We start from the raw sequence: 21,503 nt of genomic DNA on the forward strand, positions 1-21,503 counted from the left end.
CTTTGGGATGTGCTGTTAACGAGGTTCGCCGCTGCCTGCTACCATATCAGCACATTCAAATTGCATCGGATTTCACCCCCGGCACCACGGGAAACCCGCGCAGCTTGGCCGACCACGTCACCATCAGCGTGGCCACCAACAGCACCAGTAGTGCAGGAGGGAATGCTACTACGCCGAGTCGGTCGAGTAGCAGACCTCCCACAATGCCCCCGCCAGCAATTGCGGTGTTCCAAGCAGTCACGAGCATGGATTGTGCGACATCTGACGCATCGCCAGCAGTTTGGGCCAATGCCGTTTGAAACAACGTTGCGGCGCCGCCAAAGGCTAATCCCCACGCGCCAATCGCTACGAAAACGGCAACGGGTTCGGCGGCTGCTATACCCAGCACCATCGCTGAAATCCCAAACAATGCGGTACTCGCGAGGGTCAGCGCGCGCAAGTACTGGTCGATTAACACCCCAACGATCCAGATGCCCAGCAGCGATGTGATTCCGAAGACCAGCAGTACTACATCCGTCTGCGCCCCCAGGCCGGCCACTTGCAGAAACGGGGCGATGTAGGTGTAGAGAATGTTGTGCGCAAGGACGAACGCCAGTACCACGAAGAGCACGGGGCGAATGCCCGGCAGTGTGAATACATGGCGCAGCGACAGACGTTTTTGTTCAGCCTTTCCGGCGAAATCCGGCACGTTGAAGCGCACCCATACCATCAGCAACACGGCCAGCAGGCTCATGATGCCGAAGCACATACGCCATCCCAGGACGTTGCCCAGAAAGGTTCCGGTCGGGATGCCCAACGAGAGCGCCAGGGGAGTGCCCACCATTGCAATCGCGATGGCGCGGCCTTTGCGGTGTGCGGGCACCAGGCGCGCGGCATAGCCGGCCAATAACGCCCACAACAGCCCCGCCGCAACGCCGGCCACAAAGCGCGCGGCGATCGTCAACGTGAAGCTGGTCGAAAACGTCGTGACCGTGTTGGCAATGGCAAAGCCGGCGATGGCAGCGAGGAGCAAGGGACGGCGACGAAATCCTTGTGTGGCCGCCGTTAACGGCATGGCGGCCATTAGCGATCCAATGGCATAGGCGGTGACGGTTTGCCCGACCCACGCCTCGGAGACGGCCAGCCCCTGTGCCATCTGCGGCAGCAGACCAGCCGGCAGTGCTTCGGTAAGGATGGTGATGAAGGCAGCCATTGCCAGCGCCAATAAGGGTGCATAAGGCATGCGATCCTGCACTTCCGAGTTCATTGGCCTAACTCCGCGACGCCGTATACCGCGTCCCGCAGGTCGGTTACGAACCGTCCCGACATGCCTTCGTACAACGTGTTGGTGAAGGCGACGACACTCAGCTTCTGCTGTCGATCCACACACCACGAATGGCCATAGGCGCCACCCCAACGCCAGGTGCCTGGCGACTCGGGGGTGACCGCCAAGGCCGGATCGCACAGTACCGAGAACCCCAGGCCAAAGCCGAACCCCGGTGCAGCGGGCAGTTCCCGGCCGCCGGTTTGATCGCGTGCCATCTCCTCGACGAGTGCCGTGGGCAGCAGCTCACCGCCGCCGCGACGCAATGTTTCAAGGAGGCGCAGGAAGTCCTCGGCTGTTCCGGCCATGCCGGCACCACCCGACGCAAACGCCTGCGGGTTGAAGATGCGGGCGGGGCTGAACGGGATGCCGATCGCCCCCTCGAACGGCGAAACGATCTCGCCTTCGGCCAGCGCATGGGGTTCGGGAGTCGCACTGACGTAGGCGGTAGGCACGCGCGATGGGTCCAGGGCGGCAAAGCCGGTATCGGTCATGCGCAGCGGATCAGTCACGAGCTGGCGCACCGCATCAGCCAGTTGCTCGCCCATTACCCGCTGAATCACCGCCCCCAGTACATCGGTTGCCACCGAATAGCCCCAGGCCGTGCCGGGCTCGTACAGCAGCGGCACGCTGGCGATGCGGCTCAGGTTCTCGGTGAGGCTAACGGTGGACGCATCCATACCGTCCGAGACGCCGGCCTGTGCATAGGGGCCATGCGCATCGGCTTCGAAAAAGCGATAGCCAAGCCCCGCCGTGTGACTAAGCAAATGCCGCACCGTGATGCGGGCAGCACGTCCATCAGCCAACTGTGGCCGAAACTCGGGCAACCACCGCTCAACGCTGTCATCCAGACCAAGACGGCCTTGCGCTACCAACACCAGGGCCGCCGTCGAGACAATAGGTTTGCTGACCGATGCCAAGCGAAACACCGCCTCTACGCTCATCGGCAACCGCTTCTCGCGGTCGGCCCAGCCGGCCGCCTGGCGATGGACCAACTCGCCATCGCGGGCCACCAGTATTACCGCGCCAACCAGGCGCTGCTGCTCCAGCGCCTGCTGGACCGTTGCTTCAATGCGCGCGGACAACTGACGTGTAAGCGTGTCCGTGGATAAAGCGACTTCGGGGAGGGGCATGTGCAGTTCCTTCTGAGAGTGGAGAGCCCCGCCACGATAGAAAGTCTAGGATTAAAGAAAAACTGGGGTAGAGTTCCACTTTATGCGGAGCAGAACATCCGCAATGGAGGGCAGCATGGACAGCTTGAATGGCTTTGTGGTGTTTGTGCAGGTCGCTGAAAATCGCAGTTTCGTTGCGGCCGGCCGAATACTGGGGGTGTCGGCGTCGGCCATCGGCAAGAGTGTGGCGCGGCTGGAAGAGAAGCTCGGTGTTCGCCTGTTTCACCGCAGCACGCGCAGCGTCACGCCGACTGCCGAAGGCATGCTGTTTCTGGAGCGCAGCCGTCGGATTCTGGCAGAAATCGAGGCGGCTCAACTGGAACTATCGCAAGCCAGCGTCGCTCCACGTGGACGCTTGAGGGTCAGCCTGCCCTTGGTCAGTTCGCTGGTACATCCGGTGCTCGGCGACTTTATGCGTGAGTATCCGGCCATTGAATTGGACCTAGACTTCAGCGACCGCCTGGTCGATGTGATCGAGGAAGGTTTCGACGTCGTGGTCAGAACCGGCGCGCCTACGGATTCGCGTTTATCGGCGCGTAAGCTCGGTTCATTCCGTTCGTTGCTGGTCGCCTCGCCGGACTACCTGACAGCGCGTGGTACGCCAAAAGTACCAACCGATCTGCTGCAACACAGCTGCCTGCATTACCGTTTCCCCAATAGCGGCAAGCTGGAAACCTGGGCCTTGCGTCGTACTGCTGAGGAGCCCGAGTTAGCCTTGCCCATTTCGATGATCTGCAACACCATCGAAACCCGTTTGTGCTTTGCCTTGCGGGGACTGGGTATCGCCTACCTGCCGGAGTTCTCCGTGAGGCAGGCGCTCGCCGAGGGGCAGCTGTGGACCGTTTTGCCAGAGCACACAGAGCGCAATGGCGAGTTTCATTTGCTCTGGCCTGCCAGTAAACACCCTTCTCCCAAAGTGCGGGTATTCGTCGACTTCCTCTGCGCCCGGGTTTTTCCGGGGAGAAAGGGGACGGATTTATTTTCACTACTCTAAACGTCCGTTATTGATCAACGGGCAGCTAAGGGTCCAGGCTGTGTAAAAACGCACTGAATACGTCGAAAGTTGAGAGCTACGGGCGTTGCCTGCGAAACCAGCAGACTGAAGCGCGAATTGCCCTCGTCAGCTACATAGGCGTTCGTAAATGCTGTTTGGGCCGCGTCAGCGGCCCAAACAGCCACTCACGGTCGATCAAACGGCTGGATTCACGCCCAGATCGCTTCAAGCAGTCCTGATATGCCGAAGATGCTCATCATCCGTTTGAGGTTGTAGGCGAGCACGTGAAGGCTCATTTCGGTGCTTACCCTTGGTAGGGTTTTGGTCAGGAAGTGGGTACTTCCCATCCAGTATTTGAGCGTTCCAAAAGGATGTTCAACGGTCTATCGGCGACGCCTCATCATCGTTGGATCATTTTCCAGCCGTACCTGCATCGCATCGATTACGGCTTCATGTTCCCAGCGCTTTACCCGGCGCTCCTTACCCGTCGTACATTGCTTGTGCATTGCGCAGGACTGGCAGCCCGAGAACCAATAACAGTGCAGTAGCATGCCGTCTTCCACCGAAGAATGCCGCCGGGTCAGTAACTGTCCCGCAGGGCATCGATACTCGTCCGATGCAGCAACGCAGATGAAGTCCTGCTTACCAAATCGGCCTTCGGCTTTGCTGCCTGATGTCAGGGGTTTCGGCACGAAAGTAGTGATGCCGGCTTGCTCGCAAGCAAGGATTTCCAGACCTTTGTAATAACGGCCGTGCTATGGCCGGCGGATAGGCACCCGCTACTTTTCGTACACTGCCAGATTCGGAAGTGGTTTTCGGAGTTTCCCTAACCTTTTTGGGGCATGGATAACAGACCGGGGCTGGCTTGGACCTCGCCATTTTCCAACGCACTCTTCAGCTGTCACCATCACGCACTTATTTCCGGCGGCCCGTTACTAAATGTGCCACTCCGGTGTAAAAACCTCAAAGCTCACCGATCCAAAGGTCTGGCGGATTTATTTTTTTCGCTTTTTTTTTATATTGGTTCTAATGAGTTGCGCGGCTTTCAGGCGTTTTGGTGCACCTGAACGAAGACGGATGGAGAAGACTGGCTGCAAAATTGCTTACGTGTACGTGTATGTACAAGCCTATACGATAGACGGACCTAAGGGGAACACCTGATGAAGCTGGGAGCTTTTATGATGCCGGCGCATCCGCGCCATCGATCCATCCGCGACGGCCATTTTCACGATCTGGATACGCTGGAATATCTGGACCGCATCGGTTTCGCGAGCATTACATGATGCCGTCAGAGCCATGCCCTTCACCCGATCTGCTGATCGCGCAAGCCTTCCTCAAAACCAAACGCATCAAACTGGCTCCCGGGGCCTTTATGTTGCCTTTCCATCACCCTGCGGAACTGGCGCATCGCATCAGTTGGCTCGACCATATTTCCGAAGGACGCCTCATGGTCGGAATCGGGGCCAGTGGCACCAACCTCGATCTTGAAATGTTCAACATTGATCACAAGTCTGGCGCGCATCGCGAGATGACCGCCGAGTCGATCGCGATCATGACCCGCTTTTGGGAAAGCGAAGGCCCCTTTGAGTATCGCGGTAAGTACTGGACCGTCCGGCGGCCTGCCGATCAGATGGACAAATGTTCGGGTTACCACCTCAAGCCATTCCAACAGCCATACCCACCGATTGGTGTGACGGGCCTTTCGGCCTCATCCGCCACCCTGGGACTCGCCGGTGCCAATGGCTGGATCCCCATCAGTTTTTGCTTCACCCCGCAGTACCTGCATACCCATTGGGCGGCCGTGGAACGCGGGGCGCTTGAGGCTGGGCGCGTTGCGCCGTCAAGAGACATGTGGCGGGTGAGCCGCCCGTTCTTCGTCGCCGACACCGATAAAGAGGCCTGGCGTCGTTCGGTGGGCGGTGAGATGGGCCGCTATTTCCGCGAGGACTACCTGCCGATGCTGGCGGGTAACAACGCCTTGGGACTACTCAAGCATCACCCCGACGTGCCAGACAGCGATGTGACGGTGGAGTATGTCGCCCAGCATTGCTGGATCGTGGGTTCTGCCGAGACGGTCAGGCAGCGAATCGAGGACATGCAGGAACAGTCCGGCGGTTTCGGCGTGTTGCACATCATGTGCTTCGACCATCTGGATGACCTGGCTGCGACCCGAGACAGTTATGCCGCCCTGGCAGGGATAGTCGCTAACGATTTCGCCTGACTCATCTCAATGGAATGGGAGAGCTCCATGCAACGACCTTTCACAACGATCGGCGCCACGCACAACATCGCGTTGATGGTGATCGATATGCAACACGATTTTGTCGACGAAGACGCACCCATCGCCTGCAAGGGCGCCGGCGCCATTGTGCCGATGATCCACGAATTGGCCGGGTTGGCGCGCACCTTGGGGATCCCGGTTATCTATACCCGCGAGTCGCATCGCAAGCAGAAAGTCGATTTCGGGTTGGAACTTGAATACGGCGAAACCGAGCATTGCGTCGAGGGTACGCCGGGGATCGAGATCATCGACGAACTACGCCCCCACGAGAGTGATTATGTCCTGGTGAAACGCCGTTACAGCGGCTTCTTTGCGACAGACCTGGACTTGCTGCTCAAGGGCCTGGGCGTCAATACGCTGGTGTTGACCGGTGTCGCGACCGACGTTTGCGTGCGTGCTACCGCCCAGGACGCCTTGCAGTTGGATTACCGGGTCTGGGTGCCGCACGAATGCGTGGCGGGTACCAGTGAGGCTCGCCACCTGGCGGCCCTGGAACATATCGGTTATGTGCTTGGCCGGGTTTTGCCTGTGGAGTCGGTCATGCAACACATGCGTGACAGCTGCGAGGTGCCGACATGAGCGCGATACAGGGGGCCAAACAGCTGCCGTGTGCCGATTACCATCAGGTGATTCGCCAGTTGGTCGAAGAACGGGCCAATCTGACCCGACTGGAGACGAGGCACGTGGTCGAGGCCATTCTCGATCGCCAGTTCAGCGACCTGCAAATTGCCGCCACGCTGGTTGCCTTGAGTCGCAAAGGTGAGACGGCGGATGAGATTGCAGGGGCGGTCGATGCCATTTTGAGCCGCAGTACACCCTTGCAGACCGGCTTCGACAACGCGGTCGATATCGGCGGAACGGGTGGTGACCGAGCCGGTACTTTCAATATTTCCACCACAGCTGCCTTTGTGGCCGCAGCGGCGGGAGTGCCGGTTGTGAAGCACGGCAACCGCAGCGTTACCAGCCATTGTGGCAGCAGCGACATGATTGCTGCGCTGGGCGTGAATGTTGAGCAACGCAGTACTGCGCAGCAAATCCGCGCGGACCTCGCCTCGTACAACTTTGCCTTTGTGGCCACCGCCAGCTTTCACCGGTTTGCGCCGCGTATCGGTGAAATCAGGCGTGAGATCGGCGTACGCAGCCTCTTCAACCTGGCGGGCCCGCTGGTTCACCCGGCGGGCGTCAAGCGTCAGCTGATCGGCGTCGCACGCCGCTCCCAGCTTGAACTGATGGCCGACACGCTACTCAGACTGGGTCGCGAAGAAGCCTTCGTGGTGCATGGCATCGATGGCCTCGATGAGGTCAGTTGTGTCGGCGAAACCCTGGTTGCGCATGTTCGTCACGGCACTGTCGAGACGTTCAGCCTGCATCCGCGTGACTTCGGCGTTGACGCTTGCCGTATGCAGGACCTTGCCGGTGGTGACCCCCTACGCAACGCGCAACTGTGCACCTCTGTCATTGAAGGCGAGCGAGGGCCGCGCAGCGATGCGGTGGTTATCGCGGCGAGCGCGCTGTTGGTGTTGAGTGCCAGGGCGGAGAGTTTCCTGGAAGGTGCAAACATGGCCCGCGCAGCGATTGATAGCGGCAAGGCCTGTCAGGTTTTTCAAGGATTTTTAGGGCAGGGATTATGAAAACAACCATCAAGATTTGTGGCATCACCACGCTGGAGGATGCGTTGGCGGCAGTCGGTGCCGGCGCCAATGCACTGGGTTTTGTCTTTTCGCCAAGCCCGCGCCAGGTCAGTGCCGAAGTGGTGCGCGGCATCATCAACCGGCTGCCGCCGTTTATCAGCACTGTCGGCGTATTTGTCGATGAGCCGTTGCCCGTCGTACTGGATACGATCAAGCGCTCCGGCATCTCGATGGTCCAATTGCAGGGCCATGAGAGCAATGAGTATTGCCAGCAGATCGATAAGCCCGTGATCAAAGGCTTTCGTGTCGCCGCTGAAGTGGATGTTGACCTGATCAATAGCTATAAGGTGAGCGCCTATCTGTTCGACACCTACGTTGAAGGGCAGGACGGTGGTACGGGACAGCGTTTCGATTGGGAGCTGCTGCGCCGTGGTCATTTTTCACGCCCGGTAATCGTCGCCGGAGGCTTGAATGTAAACAACGTGCGGCACCTGATGGAGGCCTTGAACCCTGACGGGGTGGATGTCAGCAGCGGCGTCTCAGCAACCGCCACCACCAAGGACAGCGCCAAAATGCGCGCCTTTGTCTCGGCGGTTGAAAAAGCCGGCCAGGAACCATGTCTGGAAAAGGTCGCATTGGGTGAAGTCGATATCCTGCGCGACGCCTTCCATGACCGGCCACTGGTGGAGGTCAACGGCAAGCAGTTCCTGATCAACTCGCTCACCGAGCAGGTGCCCGCGACCCCGGCGCGATTGCTGCACGTGGCGGCGCAACGGGTGTGCGAGGCAGCAGAACTCTCCCCAGGGTTGAAACTGGTGGGTGAGGAGGACAAGGGCGGGGTCCTGCTGGCTGCTGTCTCGTTGCTCTGCGGCCTGCCATTTGGCATCGCGGGCTGGTATCCGTCGGGGCTCGAAGGGCAGGTCAAGGTCGGCTTCGACTGTGAGTATATTTCGGGCGAGTTGTACCTGAACGGCGTCGAGCCTGGTGATCGGGTGGTCATTGTCGATGACCTGATCAGCACCGGCGGAACGCTTATCGGCTTGATAGAGGCTGTACGACGGGCTGGCGCGCATGTCGAGCAGATTATCTGTGTGGCCGAAAAACTCGACTACGCCGGCGTGGAGCGGGTGCGCGAGGTCACAGGCCTGGAGGTCAAGACCCTGATTCGGGTGCGAGTGTCCGGGGCAACGTCCAGCGTGGTCAGCGTTGCCTATTAACGTCTGCAAGAGCGAGAACACTGTGATGAAAAGCAAAATATTTCCAGGATGGTACGTGGTGTTCGCGGCGCATCTGCTGCTGGCGCTTATATTTGGTGGCGCTTACTCCTTCGGCGCGTTCTTTTCACAGATTCAGTCCAACTTCGATGTGGGGCGTTTTTCCGTGGCCTCGGTGTTTTCACTGACGGCGTTTATCTACTACGTGGTTGGGGTGTTTTCCGGTTCGTTGGCGGATCGCATCTCTACCCGGGCTGTGGTCGGGGTGGGCATCGTACTGCTGGCACTGGGGTTCTTTCTCAGTAGCCTTGCCTCGGGATCGTTGCAGCTATTCCTGGTGTGTTTCTGTTCCCTGGTCGGGCTGGGTGTCGGCCTGGTGTATGTGCCCACGGTGGCCGCGGTTCAGCGCTGGTTCGTCAAGAATCGCAGCAAGGCGTCGGGCATTGCACTGGCGGGAACCGGGGTCGGAACGTTTGTCGGTCCATCGGCCGCCGGGCTGCTCATGCAGCACTTTTCCTGGGAGTCGACCCTGCAGATTTTTGCGCTGGCGATTCTTGTGGTGGGGCTGCTGGTGGCGTCGCTGGTCAGGAGCAATCCGCAAGAATTGGGGCTGTTTCCGGATGGCCTCACGCCCGCAGATGCGAGTACCGGGCGACATGCGGCGCCCAGCGGCATGCGCTTGGCCGAGGCTGCGCGTACGGGGCGATTCTGGTGGTATTTCGGGGCGATTTTTTTTGGCTCGGTGGGGCTGTTTCTCGCGCTGGTGCATATCAACCCCTACGCGCGGCAATTTGGTATTTCCGCTACCCAAGCCAACTTGTTGATTGGGCTGATCGGCGTCGGCAACGTCGCCGGCCGGTTGTTCCTGGGCAGCATCGGTGACCGGATGGGCGCGCGTCGCCTGCTGATCGTTTTGACCTTCGCGCTGGTGCTGCTCAACCTGCTGTGGCTGGGTGCCCATACGTTCATCACGCTGGCGCTGTTCGCCCTGTGTTTCGGTGTGGCCAATGGTGGCTGCATATCCCTTTACCCATCGGTGGCCGCCAGTTGGTTCGGCACGGCGAATCTGGGTGCGATCCTGGGCTCGCTGTACATCTCGGTGGGGGTGGCCGCCCTGATCGGCGGGAGCGTCGCAGGGCTGCTGTTCGACCTTTATCAGAGTTACTCGGCTTCGATCATGCTGGGTGCGCTCTGTGCGCTGCTATCGGTGGTGTTCGTCCTGATTGCCGGTCGCCCGTTGCCTGAGGTTGCGGTCCCGGCAGCCTCGGCAGGTTCCTGAGCGAGGGCGCAGCGATGACGGACAGCCTTGAGATTTATGATCTGCGCTCCGCTCTGGGTGTGCTTGAGCGTCACGGGCAAACCGTGGCGCAAACCGATACACCGATTGATCCGAACCTTGAGTTACTGAGTGACTACCTGGGGGCGTACCGAACAACGACCAACTCGGTGATGAGCGCCGAACAACCTCTGCGCTTATACCGCAAGCCGCGCACGGGTGCCTTTGCGGTGCTGTTGGGGGTATTCGGCAGTCGGGCCAACAGCCGGATTTTCCTGGACCCTCAAGGCCGGCACAGCAGGGAGGTGTGCAATGCCGAGTTGGTGTATCGGGCGATCATGAACCCGATCGCGCCCGTCATGGTGCGCCCTGCGACGGAGCGGGTGGTGATGGAAAACCCTGACTTGCAGGCGCTGCTGCCGGCGCTCACGTGTTCGGTCGGTGACCCGGGGCCGACCATTACGCTGGGCATGGTGTATGCCCGCGATGAGCGCAGTGGCGCGACCAATTGTTCGGTGCACCGCATCACGATCAAACCCTCTTCGGTGGCTATTGCGATCTATCCAGGTGGCGACCTGCAACGCCTGATTGATCTGCATACCCAGCGGGGCGAACGGCTGTCGGTTTCAGTCAACATCGGCATGGACCCGGCCATCTACATCGCGGCTGCCTTGAGTAAACCAGCCCTCGGGTTTGGTGATGACGAACTGGGCGTCGCGGGCGCGATTCGTGGGCGCGGCGTCGAACTTGCGCCGTGCTATTCCAACGCCGGGCGGTTTGTCGAACACGCCGAGATTGTGCTGGAAGCGACCCTGGGGACCGAAATGGAAGCCGAGTCTGAGGTCGGCGATGCGCACTCCATGCCGGAGTACCTGGGTTACTACTCGCCGTGCGGCGAAGTATCGACCCTGCGTGTGAGTGCCTTGAGCCATCGCCCGGGCGCCCTCTATCAGGCGCTCTCGGGGCCGGGTCGAGAGCAATCGGAATTACTGGGTGCTGGCCAGGAAGCGTCGATCCTGCGGTTGCTCAGTGAGTGGGGGATCAGCACGCGGGTCAAGGATATCGTGGCGCAACCCGCCGGCGGCGGGCACCTGTTTACCGTGTTGCAGGTAGTCAAGTCGTGCGAGGCGGATGATCAGCAGGTCAGGCAGTTGGCGCAGCGGCTGCTCGAAGCCATCTCCAGTACCAAGAATATTGTGCTGGTGGACGAGGACGTCAATCCCTGTTCCGCCGAGGACGTGTTGTGGGCGATGTCCACCCGCTTTCGGGCAGAAATGGATATTCACCGCACTCGACCGCTGCCAGGCACGCCGCTTGACCCGACGCTGTCGAGCCTTTACTGCAGGGGGGAGCACACGGGGGCGGCGCCCAAAAGCATCTTCGATTGCACCGTTCCGTTTGCCCTGCGCTCACGGTTTCGCCGGGCGTTTGCCTGATTGGTTTTTGCCCATTTGAGTGATCCATGGCCTATGCACTATTGCACCCTGCTGATTGATTTCGATGGCACTCTGTTCGACACTCGCAATGCTATCCGCAAAACCCTTGAAACCCTGGCCAGCCGCCGTGGAGTGGCGCCTTTTGCTGCGCACTTGATCGACCAGGTGATCGACCAGGGTCTCTCGTTGGTGGATATGCTGGGTGTACTGCTGGGTGCTGCTGATGTGCCTGAGTTGCCGGCGTGGGTCGCGGACTATCGAGCGATCTACAACGGCGGATTGGGTGTTGCCCAGAGTGCGCCTTATCCCGGTGTCGAAGCCGTTCTGCACCAACTGCATGAGGCGGGTAAAGAGCTGTTTATTGTTTCCAACAAGGGCGAGGTCTCGATCCTCGCCACGCTTGAACAGTACCGTCTAGGCTCGTGCTTTCGCGGGGTCGTGGCGGCTGTCGGCGATCGCGCGCCCAAGCCCAGCCCAGACAGCTTTTTTGAACAGGTCAAGCCGCGGATGCGCAACGGCGACAACGCCCGGGTCTTGGTGATTGGCGACACCGAGATCGACCTTGGCTATGCCCGCAACCTTGGCGTAGCGAGTTGCTGGGCGGCTTACGGGTATGGGCTGGCACCACTCTGCGAGGTGCTGGCGCCAGATTTCGTTATCCAGTCGGCGACTGATCTGCTACGGCTGGAGGACTGCCGCGCGTCCAGGAGGCGCCCGAGTGCCGAGAGTTAGTTTGGCGAACAGATAATCTCATCGAGCTGACCAACGCGCCCATCCGTGCCAGTTGCCCGCGAGTCAGGCTATTGATTCCACCACTGCTACGGGTTGGCGAACCGATCACCTAAAGTCTCATCGACCATCCTGCGCAACGTATATGCATGCTCGGCGGTCTGGATTACAACTTGCCGAAAGACAGATCTATTACCTTCGGATCGCTCTGTTTTGCTTTTAGAACTCGGATCTCGGCTATCAATACCTCGTTGATGGAGGCAAGGTTAGCGACTTTGGCGCGCAGCTCATCAATCTCTTCGCGGAGCGTTCGATTCTTCTCGCGCTCAGTCAAGAGATCCTGCTGTTTCACATCGCGCTGGGCACGACTCGAACGCCCCTGAGCATCGCGGATCGCCTCGGCGACAGTTGGATAGTGATTGTGAATCATGGCGGTTGAAACACCCGCTTCACGCGCCACCGCGGCAATAGTGACCTTAGACTCTCGCTGCCATTACGCTGAAGGGCGACCAGAGTATGGGGCGCGTAGGTGTGGCGACGCATGTGCGTATGAACCTTGATGTCCGCTCGTTTGCCAATTTCTCGGACAATGCGTTCGATGCGTTTGCCATCATCGGCGTAGGGCTCACCGAGCTGATTCAAGAACAGCGGTTTGTGCTGAGTACGACTCAGTGACGCGCGCTCACCACGAACCTGCACCACATATCGGTGCAGATCCGCGAGAAAGCGTCGACTGATATAGATGCCACGCGGCTTGCTTCCCTTCGTGCGCATCCCATGACCATCGTATGGATCAAGGCGAAGAATCATTCGGTGATGCGGATTTTCCGCGTTTTCCAGCAACACCTTAATCTCACCCATGCTGAGGAACTTCGGTAGCACCCGATGCTGACGCGGCATAATGTCGCTCACCATCGCCTTACCGCCGCTGGCATCGATGTGGGCAAGAACGCCGGGGGGCCGTCTGACCTTTCTCTCCTCATAACCGTCGTGATTGCTGTCATTGCATAAGAGGTTCTTGAGGGCGGATAACGTGGGGACGACCTTAAGTCCAACCTTTATGCGGCAGTGTCACCTGATTACTCGGTAAGCTAGGCTTATAGCTTGCTGAAAAGCCTCTCGTACTACACCTGATGATTAATATGCTCGACTGGGATAGCCTCCGTTTTTTCTTTGCCTTTGTTCATGAGGGCACCTTAGCCGCTGCGGCGCGCTCGCTGGGGGTGGAGCACGCGACTGTGGTTCGCCGAATAGCTGCCCTCGAAGCCTCTTTGAACATGAAGCTAGTAGATCGTAGGGGTCGTGTTTACCAGCTGACCGAGGATGGTGTGAGGGTAGGTGAATATGCAGCGCAGATGGAGTCTGCGTCATTTGCACTCAGGCGATTCGCTGACGGGGAAGAAAGTCGCATTGAGGGTGAGGTGATCTTGTCCGCACCTCCTGCGTACCTCGGAACTTTGGTAGCTCGGCGGCTCGGGGTATTGCGCGAGCGTTATCCCCGGTTGCAGCTCAGGCTCGTTGGAGCCAAGTCCACCGCGTCGTTGGCAAGAAAAGAAACCGATATTGCCATTACCTTCAGCAGGCCGGAAGAACAGAGTGTCGTCGCCAAAAGCCTCGGCTCCTTGCGTTTTTACCCTCATGCTAGCAAGGACTACATTAGTCAACGTGAACCTGAACAGTTCGAGTTCATAGGCTACGACCGTAGCATGGACGATTCGATACAGCAGCAATGGCTCATGGATCGGCTGGGTGGACGGCCGCTCTCCGTCACCAGCAACGACCTGCGCATTCAGGCATTAGCTGCCGTAGGCAATGCTGGCATAGTTTTCCTGCCAGATTTTTTAGGCAAGGAATATGGGTTGGCGAGGGTAGACGTTGATATGGATCACACACCGCTGGAACTGCCCATCTGGCTCGCGTTTCATGAAGATCTCCGCAGCTCTCTAAAAATCCGAGCAGTCTTGGATTTCCTCATGGAGGGCTTAGTGCAGGCGCGGGAGCTGTGAATTTTTTCACATCCCATTTGTGGTTTTAGTGAATAGGCCGTCACCAAGCATATCTCTACCCTAGGCAGAATTTGAATTTCTGGCTAGAGATAGAGGCTCTTCACCAATGAGCATTACCCATCCCCAACAAAGCTCAATGGCTGTGTACCGTACAGCGTGGATCGTGACCGCGATCTTTATGCTGTCGAATGCGGCTACGCCGCTCTACAGCTCTTGGCAGCAATCCCTCGGCTTCGCGTCCGGAGTGCTGACCGTGATTTTTGCCTGCTACATCATCGGCCTCCTTCTAACTCTCACCGTCGCGGGGCAGTTGTCCGACCATTACGGGCGCAAAGCACTCCTACTGCCCTGTGTGGGGCTTGCTATCGTTGCAGCGATTTTGTTCGATCAGGCCAACAGCATGGGCGTCTTGATGCTTGCACGCTTCCTCACAGGCGTTTCAGTAGGCCTCGTTGTATCCGGGGGTATGGCGAATGTTGTTGAGCATGCTCAGCCGCATCGCAAGCATTTTGCTTCGCTAATGGCATCTGTCGCAATGGTGGCCGGAGCAGGCACCGGGCCGCTATTGGCGGGGGTCGTGGCGCAATATTTTCCAAACCCGATCCACACAGTCTTCCGAATTGAGATTGCGATTTTGTGCGTGGCGCTTGTGGCGCTGCTTAATCAGAAGAACCTGAAGCTTGGGGTCGGTTCGTTTAAACCGCGCTTGCCCACCGTTGCTAAGCAAAATCTCGGCATCGTGCTGTTAGGGATAGCGTTCTTCGGCCCTGGAATAACATCGACTTCATTCATCCTCTCGCTCGGCCCCAAGTTGATAGCCACATTTCTGGGCGTGAACAGTCCCCTTGCAACAGGTTGTATGGCTTTTTCCATGTTCCTCGTGGCCGTAGCCGTGCAGTTCGCAACCAAGAAATTCAGCAACCGTACCGTATTTTCGCTAAGCGGGATCGCTACTATTTCGTCAATGATCTTCGTATGGATTGCGCTGGAAACCGGCTCCGCTCCATGGCTGATCACTTCCGCTCTGCTGGCAGGCGCCGGTCAAGGCTTGGGGCAGTTAGGTGGACTGACCCTTATTGCTGACAATGTGCCAGCGCAGCGCAGAGCCGAAGCCAACGCAGTGTTCAACATGGGGGGGTATGTGCCCGCCGGTGCGATTCCGGTGTTAACTGGTTATTTGATCGACTTCTGGGGACTGAGCATTGGAATCAGCTCACTTGCGCTCAGTATTGCTAGTCTTGCTTCTTTGGCGCTTATACAGCTTTGGAGGGGTGTCCCGAATCAAAGCCAAGCTCGCACAGATGGCGAGGCTTAAATAGCCCACTTATGCGGCAGCAGATCGATAATCTGACTCGCGCGCTGCGTCGGCAAACGAGTCAGAACGTCCTTCAGATACGCATACGGATCGTGCCCGTTCATGCGCGCGGACTGGATCAAGCTCATGATCGCAGCCGCTCGTTTTCCGCTGCGTAGCGAGCCCGCGAAAAGCCAGTTCTAGCGTCGAGTGCCCACGGCCGGATTCAAGACAATGCATTAAACTGCATGCTGGTGTCGCCCAAAAATCGCCACGCGAGCTTTGTTATATGTTCCGGATTGGTCGATGTACAGAATGTGGCGCCTGGCTCGTGACCACATGCGAATTCGGGATGACGTGCTAGGTAACCAGCAAGACTGCTTGCCGTCACTTTTGGTTGAGAGAAAATCTCGACATCGTTTGGGATGGCCTCCGCAAACAGATCTTCGATCAACGGATAATGGGTGCAGCCGAGCAATACCCCGTCTAAGCTTTCCTCGCCCAATCGCCGCATTAACAGTGTCACGTAACGTCGGACGGCGCGCCTGAGATCCTGCACCGGGGCATTTGCCTCAATGAGTCGAACGAGACTAGGGCAAGCTTGCTGCACGAGATTAACATTCGGCGCTCGCTTCGCGGTTTCCTCGACAAATACTCGACTTTCCACGGTATAGCGAGTTGCAAAGACGGCCACGGTCTTCTTTCCGTGGTTTTGCAAGCCACTATCGGATTCGGCTGACCAAGGAACACCAGTCATCGCCTCCACCATTGGGACGATAACGCCGATCACTCGTTTGTCCGGGTAACGAGTTGGAAGCCATGTTTGCTGAAGACGACGGAGGCCGGTTGCAGCTGCCGTGTTACAGGCGACGACGATCAGCGAGCACCCCAACTCAAAGAGTCGCTCCAACGAAGATACTGTGAACTCATAGATCGTGTCGGCATCTCGATTGCCATAAGGCGCGTTGCCGTGGTCGCCGTAGTAGACGAAACGCTGATTAGGAAAGGCCTCCCGAAGCGCTCTGAAGACCGTCAGTCCACCGCTACCAGAATCAAATACCCCGATCATTTGTCCTCGCTCCGTCGATTCGATAGTTTATCACCCACATGGGTGGCAAACAGTGCATCTCTCCTCGTTCGCTCCTAGCGTGGGTCACGATTTTCAACGATTTGCGCGCAGTTGTCGAACGGCAGGTTCGGCCGTTCGGCGCCCCCCCTGATGAACGATCAAAGCGTCCTTCCAACACACCTTGAGTGGCTAAGCGAGCGCCCACTTGTGCGGCGGCAGCTCGGTAGTCTTACACGCCCGCTGCGTCGGCAGGCGTGTGGAGCGAATCACACTCGGACTGGATTGGTGAGCGCTACGTCTCGAGTAGGGCCATTCCAAGCGATGGGTGACAGTAGGAATACAATGATAAGGAATGCTACCTGGGACAGGTAGAACGGCTCCAGCCACTGTTGCTTCAATGCGACGTAAAAAGTGTTATGGGTTACGTCGACCAAAATAATCGCTACCGTAAGCACGATTCCGGCTCTTGGCTTGATGAAAAGTAGCAGTGCTGCAAGCGGGTCAAAAAACGTAAGCGCCCCCCAGAAAATACGGCTGGCCAAGTAAGTGCTAGGCCCGTATCCGTAGTCCCAGAGCAATCCATGCGAAACGTCTGCACGGATGTGATTAGCGGTTGCGATTAAAAGGCAGCATGCGAACAAAATTCTGACGGCGAATGACAATCTTGGCATAGCGTTATCTACATTCCTGATCTACGCCGTGCATGATAGCGGGATCGACCAACGACGCTAAATGATGGGTCAGAGCGCATTCAGCAGGCGCTCAAGCAGCTCACGTTCCCAGCCACTCAATAGGTCGACAGGATCAGTGCCATAACGCTGCCAGGTTTCAAGAGACCCGACACGACCTGCAGTCCTCGCAGTAATCCAGAATGTCGCAATCATTGAAGAGCTTGAGAAATTAGCCGTCGACCTCAAGGGGCATGAGTCCGTGATAGATCTCATTCCATGATTGGATGGAGCTTTGCATCATGATGCGCTTACCGAGAGCGACGTCCGTCAGCACCTGGTAGACCTCGCGGGCGGTGAGAGGGGAGGTTGTGTTCAAATCAATCTGTGTGCGAGACACCACTTGCCCATAGCTAAGCTACGGGGTGAAGTGAAGTGAATAGGGGGGCGCTCATTCGGGCCAATGGGCCCGGCTAAAATTCACGAGCGTATCGTTATGTACTTCTGTGGTTGCAGTATTGGTTACCGAGCGCAGCGGATTAACTTGCGGCATTGGTGACTAAAACGCTGGGGCTCAGAACCGTGCCCAGGTTGGATCGCCATGAGGCTACGGAATCCACATATGCTTACTGGGTTGAGCCGACCGAGAAGAAGTGAGTGATGGCTAGTAGTTCCCGGCGGGACGTATTCCGCCGCTGACCTTGCGAGGGTAACTGCGTAGGGCGCTGCCCGAGCTCTGTCGGGGATTTCATAGCCCTTGCGCCTAAACCTATCGATCTGCATAGATCTGGCAAGCTTAAATGCTTCATTCATTAATCGCGGCACAGAATGCTTGATCAGGAGGATAAGGCCATGGCTACGGACGATAATGTGGCGGGTGTGCAGGAGTTCGATCATGAAGAGGTCATGAATCCGACCTTTCGGCTTGAGCGCGGTGACGAAGATCAGCCATCTGTAGATCTGCGTATGCAGCTGTTCCGACAGATTTCACCTCTTGCCTGGGTTTCGCTCCCTGAGGATCAGTGGCATTTGCTGGCGAGCGTTTCACCTGGATGGATCACAATGCATCCGATCTACACCAACCCCCATACACAACGGTACGGCAATGCCAGGCACGGAAAAATCTCATCAAAACGGGTAGTGCCTACTCCTGTAAGTAGGCTCCATCATCCACAAATGAAAGGTGACAGTTTAGCTATCAGCAAGGTGTCTACCAGACGCTTACGGACGTGCTGACGCGGTTGCCTACGCAGCGGGCTAGTGAAATCGCTGAATTGTTGCCACATAACTGGGCACCGTCACCCACCCACCCACCCACCGCCGCCCAAACGCTTATTACTATCGACTTAACTGGCGGAATCTCTATGAAGATAGCCCGCTTTTTTTGCCATCGATTTGCTGCTTGAATGCTTCAAGTGCGGAAACAATCAGTGGGCGGATCGTTGGATCATTTGCGATGGTCTCTGCACTCAATTCCGTGGAAAGCAAATTTACGGATATTGATGCTTCCTCCACGATACAAGCCGACATTGTTTCCAGAACCAGCCGCAGTGCCGCCTGCGCGTGCGAAGCCCGAGGTGAAGCGTTGAAAAGAGCAACGGGTTTGCCTGGGAACTCCTCAGAGCTAACGAGCCAGTCCAGCATATTCTTGAATGAGCCGGGAATTCCGCGAGCGTACTCAGGGCAAGAGATCAGAACGCCGTCCGCGTGGGCGATACTGAAGCGTAAGCCCATGATGGATTCAGGAGGAGTTTCCGTGAAGTCCGGGTTGAAATGAGGTAACTGGCCAACCTCGTGATAATGCGCTATCGACAGCCCTTTGGGACAGAGAACCTCAGCTGCACGCAATAGCACTGAGTTGGAGGAGGCCTCGCGAAGACTCCCTGAAACTGCAAGCAAACGCACCATGTCAACACTCTCCCTGATTTGTAGGGCGGGGAGTGTCGCATGAGGGCCACTTACTGCACCATCATTGGCCCTACCACCGGAGTCAAACCCTATGTCCTGGTTTCGCAGGGATGACCAGATGGCTTTGCCAGACGCTTACACACCGCCGACATCAGTACGGCGTTGTCTTCACTACGTATCCGTCCGGCCAAGTCATCTACCCAGCCCCGCGAGGCCAGGACATGGTGTGCACTCAAATTGAGGTGGACACCAGTTCTAGCCTTTTAAGCGTCTAGCCTTTTAAGCGGGTATTTCATGCAGCCACAACGCCGTTCCTACTCCAAGTCCTTCAAGGCCCAAGTCATTCAAGAGTGTGCCCAGCCCGGCGCTTCTATTGCCAGCATCGCGCTCAGCCATAGCCTCAACGCAAACCTCGTCCATAAATGGATTCGGGTACAAGCGCAGAAAAGCACGGCGCTGCAACCTGCGTTTATTCCGTTACCCATGCAGCTGGCCGGAGCAAATTCGCAAGCTGCATCGTCGAATATCTGCGTCGAGATCCAGCATCCGCGTGGCGCCGTCAAAGTGAACTGGCCAACTGAAAGTGCTGCTGCGTGCGCGACCTTTCTTCGAGACCTGCTGCGATGATCCGCATCGACTCCATCTGGCTCGCCACCGAGCCGATGGACATGCGAGCTGGCACCGAGACCGCGTTGGCCAGAGTGATCGCGGTGTTCGGTGCGGCGAAGCCGCACTGTGCTTATCTATTCGCCAACCGCCGCGCCACTCGTATGAAAGTTCTGGTGCATGACGGTTTCGGCATCTGGCTGGCTGCTCGCCGGTTGAACCAAGGCAAGTTCCACTGGCCAAGCATTCGCCACGGCTCTGAAATACAGTTGGATACCGAGCAACTCCAAGCTCTGGTATTGGGCCTGCCATGGCAACGCGTGGGGTCTGGTGGCGCGATCACACTGCTTTAACGGCTGCCATTAGCCTATCGGTCTATCGCTGCAAACTGCCTGCTCTGGCAAAGTCGGCGCCATGACTTCGCCCCCCCAATCTCGACCACCTTACCCCTGAACAACTGCGCGCTCTGGCAGCGCAGTTGATGCAGCGTGTGGAAAGTCTCGATCAGACAGTCGAAACAATGGGCAAGAAGATCCATCGCGATCAAACGGTCATCGAGAAGCTGACCCACGAAATTGCGCAGCTCAAGCGTTTGAAGTTTGCCAAGCGCAGCGAGCAGATGAATCCTGATCAGGCTAGCTTGCTCGATGACTTGATCGATACCGATATCGCGGCGATTGAAGCAGAGCTTCAGGCCTTGCAAACAGTGCCAGCGGCGACCGAGAAAAAGCAAAAGCCCAAGCGCACAGCGTTGCCGGCAGAGTTTCCACGCACGTTGATCCATCACGAACCGGACAACACTCACTGCCAATGTGGTTGCGTACTCAAGCGCATCGGTGAGGACATCAGCGAGAAGCTGGACTACACGCCCGGCGTGTTTACCGTTGAGCGCCATGTGCGTGGCAAATGGGTCTGTGATGACTGCGAAACGCTGATCCAGGCACCGGTTCCGGCGCAGGTCATCGACAAGGGCATCCCGACCGCCGGGCTACTTGCCCACGTCATGATCGCCAAGTTCGCCGACCATCTGCCGCTTTACCGTCAGGAGTCTATTTTCGGTCGAGCTGGTTTGGCAATTCCACGCTCAACCTTGGCCCAATGGGTTGGCGTTACTGGCGTGCAGTTGCAGCCTCTGGTCGATGCGCTACGCGACGTAGTGCTCGGGCACCAGATCATCCACGCCGATGAAACACCGGTGCAGATGCTCGCTCCGGGCTCGAAGAAAACCCATCGTTCTTATGTGTGGGCCTACGCCACCAGCCAATTCTGCGAAACAGCGGCTGTCGTTTACGACTTCAGCCCCAGCAGAGCCGGTGAGCACGCTCGCAACTTCCTGCAAGACTGGAAGGGCAAGCTGGTGTGTGATGATTTTGGCGGTTACAAGGCTAGCTTCGAACTCGGCGTAACCGAGATCGGCTGCATGGCCCATGCGCGACGCAAGTTCTTCGAACTGCACGCCACCAACAAGAGCCTGCTCGCCGAGCGGGCCCTGCGTCATATCCAGTTGCTGTATGAAATCGAGAGCGAAGTCCGCGACCTTGAACCGGGTTTACGGGGCCGAATACGGCAAGAAAAAGCCGTACCGGTGATGGATATGCTGCATGCCTGGATGATAGCCCAGCGTGATCTTGTACCCGAAGGATCAGCTATCAGCAGAGCGCTGGATTACAGCCTGAAACGCTGGTCAGCACTGTCGCGCTACCTCAATGACGGGGCAGTACCCATAGACAACAATTGGGCGGAGGTGCGACACGAAGTCGCTTACAGAAGTTGTTCTCCCTGGAGGGAACCACCCGTGTCACCGGGTGAATCTAGAAGGCTGAATCAAGAGCGCTTTCGACAATGTGACGAGGCACCGCAAGGTGTGGGGTACTAATCGTGAGAGGCGTACTCTTCTGGCAGCCATGGCCGGACAA

At 57.8% G+C, this 21,503-nt stretch carries 20 protein-coding genes and 4 pseudogenes; 15 read left to right on the forward strand and 9 right to left on the reverse strand.

From position 1 onward, the window contains the following. Positions 1-55: 55 nt before the first annotated feature. Together BK662_RS02345 and BK662_RS02350 are read right to left on the reverse strand one after the other, a co-directional pair. The gene (locus tag BK662_RS02345; protein WP_123356371.1) at positions 56-1,246 is read right to left on the reverse strand and encodes an MFS transporter; all 1,191 of its coding nucleotides are present in this window, start codon (positions 1,244-1,246) and stop codon (positions 56-58) included. After that, positions 1,243-2,436 (reverse strand): serine hydrolase domain-containing protein, encoded by a 1,194-nt coding sequence (locus BK662_RS02350; protein WP_123356373.1) that lies wholly within the window; start codon positions 2,434-2,436, stop codon positions 1,243-1,245. The genes BK662_RS02345 and BK662_RS02350 overlap by 4 nt, the downstream gene beginning before the upstream one ends. Positions 2,437-2,551: 115 nt before the next feature. Between BK662_RS02350 and BK662_RS02355 the strand changes: the two genes are divergently transcribed. Further along, positions 2,552-3,469 (forward strand): LysR family transcriptional regulator, encoded by a 918-nt coding sequence (locus BK662_RS02355; RefSeq protein WP_123356375.1) that lies wholly within the window; start codon positions 2,552-2,554, stop codon positions 3,467-3,469. 209 nt (positions 3,470-3,678) lie between these two features. Here the strand turns inward: BK662_RS02355 and BK662_RS02360 are convergent. Next, positions 3,679-4,215 (reverse strand): annotated as a pseudogene (locus tag BK662_RS02360) (transposase); the annotation flags it as partial. Positions 4,216-4,629: 414 nt separating this feature from the next. Between BK662_RS02360 and BK662_RS35100 the strand changes: the two are divergent. From BK662_RS35100 to BK662_RS02395, 8 genes are read left to right on the forward strand one after another with little or no spacing between them, the layout of a single operon-like run. Further along, positions 4,630-4,752: a hypothetical protein gene (locus BK662_RS35100; protein ID WP_259695866.1), complete on the forward strand. Its 123-nt coding sequence runs from the start codon at positions 4,630-4,632 to the stop codon at positions 4,750-4,752. Next, positions 4,749-5,690, forward strand: coding sequence for an LLM class flavin-dependent oxidoreductase (locus BK662_RS02365; protein WP_123356377.1), 942 nt, complete (start codon positions 4,749-4,751; stop codon positions 5,688-5,690). The genes BK662_RS35100 and BK662_RS02365 overlap by 4 nt, the downstream gene beginning before the upstream one ends. Before the next feature lie 27 nt (positions 5,691-5,717). Further along, positions 5,718-6,329, forward strand: coding sequence for a cysteine hydrolase family protein (locus tag BK662_RS02370; protein WP_123356379.1), 612 nt, complete (start codon positions 5,718-5,720; stop codon positions 6,327-6,329). Then, positions 6,326-7,381 (forward strand): anthranilate phosphoribosyltransferase, encoded by a 1,056-nt coding sequence (trpD, locus tag BK662_RS02375; RefSeq protein WP_123356381.1) that lies wholly within the window; start codon positions 6,326-6,328, stop codon positions 7,379-7,381. Before BK662_RS02370 ends, trpD begins: the two co-directional genes overlap by 4 nt. Next, a complete protein-coding gene (locus BK662_RS35015) occupies positions 7,378-8,598 on the forward strand; it encodes a phosphoribosylanthranilate isomerase (protein WP_221179088.1) in 1,221 nt (406 codons plus the stop codon). The genes trpD and BK662_RS35015 overlap by 4 nt, the downstream gene beginning before the upstream one ends. Before the next feature lie 25 nt (positions 8,599-8,623). Further along, the gene (locus BK662_RS02385; protein WP_259695867.1) at positions 8,624-9,874 is read left to right on the forward strand and encodes an MFS transporter; all 1,251 of its coding nucleotides are present in this window, start codon (positions 8,624-8,626) and stop codon (positions 9,872-9,874) included. Between the two features lie 14 nt (positions 9,875-9,888). Further along, a complete protein-coding gene (locus BK662_RS02390; protein ID WP_123356386.1) occupies positions 9,889-11,307 on the forward strand; it encodes a UbiD family decarboxylase in 1,419 nt (472 codons plus the stop codon). A gap of 33 nt (positions 11,308-11,340) precedes the next feature. After that, complete coding sequence (locus tag BK662_RS02395; protein ID WP_123356387.1) at positions 11,341-12,039, forward strand: HAD family hydrolase; 699 nt, start codon at positions 11,341-11,343, stop codon at positions 12,037-12,039. Positions 12,040-12,202: 163 nt separating this feature from the next. Here the strand turns inward: BK662_RS02395 and BK662_RS02400 are convergent, their stop codons facing one another. Then, the gene (locus BK662_RS02400; protein ID WP_311196275.1) at positions 12,203-12,466 is read right to left on the reverse strand and encodes a hypothetical protein; all 264 of its coding nucleotides are present in this window, start codon (positions 12,464-12,466) and stop codon (positions 12,203-12,205) included. Beyond that, the gene (locus tag BK662_RS02405) at positions 12,463-12,936 is read right to left on the reverse strand and encodes a site-specific integrase (protein ID WP_185047065.1); all 474 of its coding nucleotides are present in this window, start codon (positions 12,934-12,936) and stop codon (positions 12,463-12,465) included. The genes BK662_RS02400 and BK662_RS02405 overlap by 4 nt, the downstream gene beginning before the upstream one ends. 242 nt (positions 12,937-13,178) lie before the next feature. Between BK662_RS02405 and BK662_RS02410 the strand changes: the two genes are divergently transcribed. Both BK662_RS02410 and BK662_RS02415 read left to right on the forward strand, forming a co-directional pair. After that, positions 13,179-14,042: a LysR family transcriptional regulator gene (locus BK662_RS02410; RefSeq protein ID WP_185047066.1), complete on the forward strand. Its 864-nt coding sequence runs from the start codon at positions 13,179-13,181 to the stop codon at positions 14,040-14,042. A 106-nt stretch (positions 14,043-14,148) separates the two neighbouring features. Further along, positions 14,149-15,357, forward strand: coding sequence for an MFS transporter (locus BK662_RS02415; protein ID WP_123356393.1), 1,209 nt, complete (start codon positions 14,149-14,151; stop codon positions 15,355-15,357). Here the strand turns inward: BK662_RS02415 and BK662_RS02420 are convergent. The 3 genes and pseudogenes from BK662_RS02420 to BK662_RS35105 form a co-directional block, all read right to left on the reverse strand. Beyond that, positions 15,354-15,562 (reverse strand): annotated as a pseudogene (locus tag BK662_RS02420) (transposase domain-containing protein); the annotation flags it as partial. The gene BK662_RS02415 and the pseudogene BK662_RS02420 overlap by 4 nt on opposite strands. Further along, positions 15,563-16,405, reverse strand: a complete 843-nt coding sequence (gene murI / locus BK662_RS02425) for a glutamate racemase (RefSeq protein ID WP_123356395.1) — start codon at positions 16,403-16,405, stop codon at positions 15,563-15,565. Between the two features lie 740 nt (positions 16,406-17,145). Beyond that, positions 17,146-17,452, reverse strand: a pseudogene (locus tag BK662_RS35105) (DUF7693 family protein). Between the two features lie 473 nt (positions 17,453-17,925). Here BK662_RS35105 and BK662_RS02440 point away from each other — a divergent pair. Further along, complete coding sequence (locus BK662_RS02440) at positions 17,926-18,309, forward strand: hypothetical protein (protein ID WP_123356399.1); 384 nt, start codon at positions 17,926-17,928, stop codon at positions 18,307-18,309. 126 nt (positions 18,310-18,435) lie between these two features. Here BK662_RS02440 and BK662_RS02450 read toward each other — a convergent pair whose 3' ends face one another. Next, positions 18,436-18,981 carry an NADPH-dependent FMN reductase gene (locus BK662_RS02450; RefSeq protein ID WP_123356401.1) on the reverse strand — a complete coding sequence of 182 codons (546 nt, stop codon included), beginning with the start codon at positions 18,979-18,981 and terminating at the stop codon, positions 18,436-18,438. 294 nt (positions 18,982-19,275) lie between these two features. Between BK662_RS02450 and tnpA the strand changes: the two genes are divergently transcribed. The 3 genes and pseudogenes from tnpA to tnpC form a co-directional block, all read left to right on the forward strand. Further along, the gene (gene tnpA / locus BK662_RS02460) at positions 19,276-19,608 is read left to right on the forward strand and encodes an IS66-like element accessory protein TnpA (RefSeq protein ID WP_123356403.1); all 333 of its coding nucleotides are present in this window, start codon (positions 19,276-19,278) and stop codon (positions 19,606-19,608) included. Beyond that, entirely contained in the window at positions 19,605-19,940 is a 336-nt protein-coding gene (tnpB, locus tag BK662_RS35110; protein WP_123356405.1) for an IS66 family insertion sequence element accessory protein TnpB, read from the forward strand. The genes tnpA and tnpB overlap by 4 nt, the downstream gene beginning before the upstream one ends. A gap of 104 nt (positions 19,941-20,044) precedes the next feature. Beyond that, positions 20,045-21,331 (forward strand): annotated as a pseudogene (gene tnpC / locus BK662_RS02470) (IS66 family transposase); the annotation flags it as partial. Between the last annotated feature and the right edge of the window lie 172 nt (positions 21,332-21,503).

Source organism: Pseudomonas frederiksbergensis (assembly GCF_003732275.1).
GTDB classification, from domain to species: domain Bacteria; phylum Pseudomonadota; class Gammaproteobacteria; order Pseudomonadales; family Pseudomonadaceae; genus Aquipseudomonas; species Aquipseudomonas frederiksbergensis_H.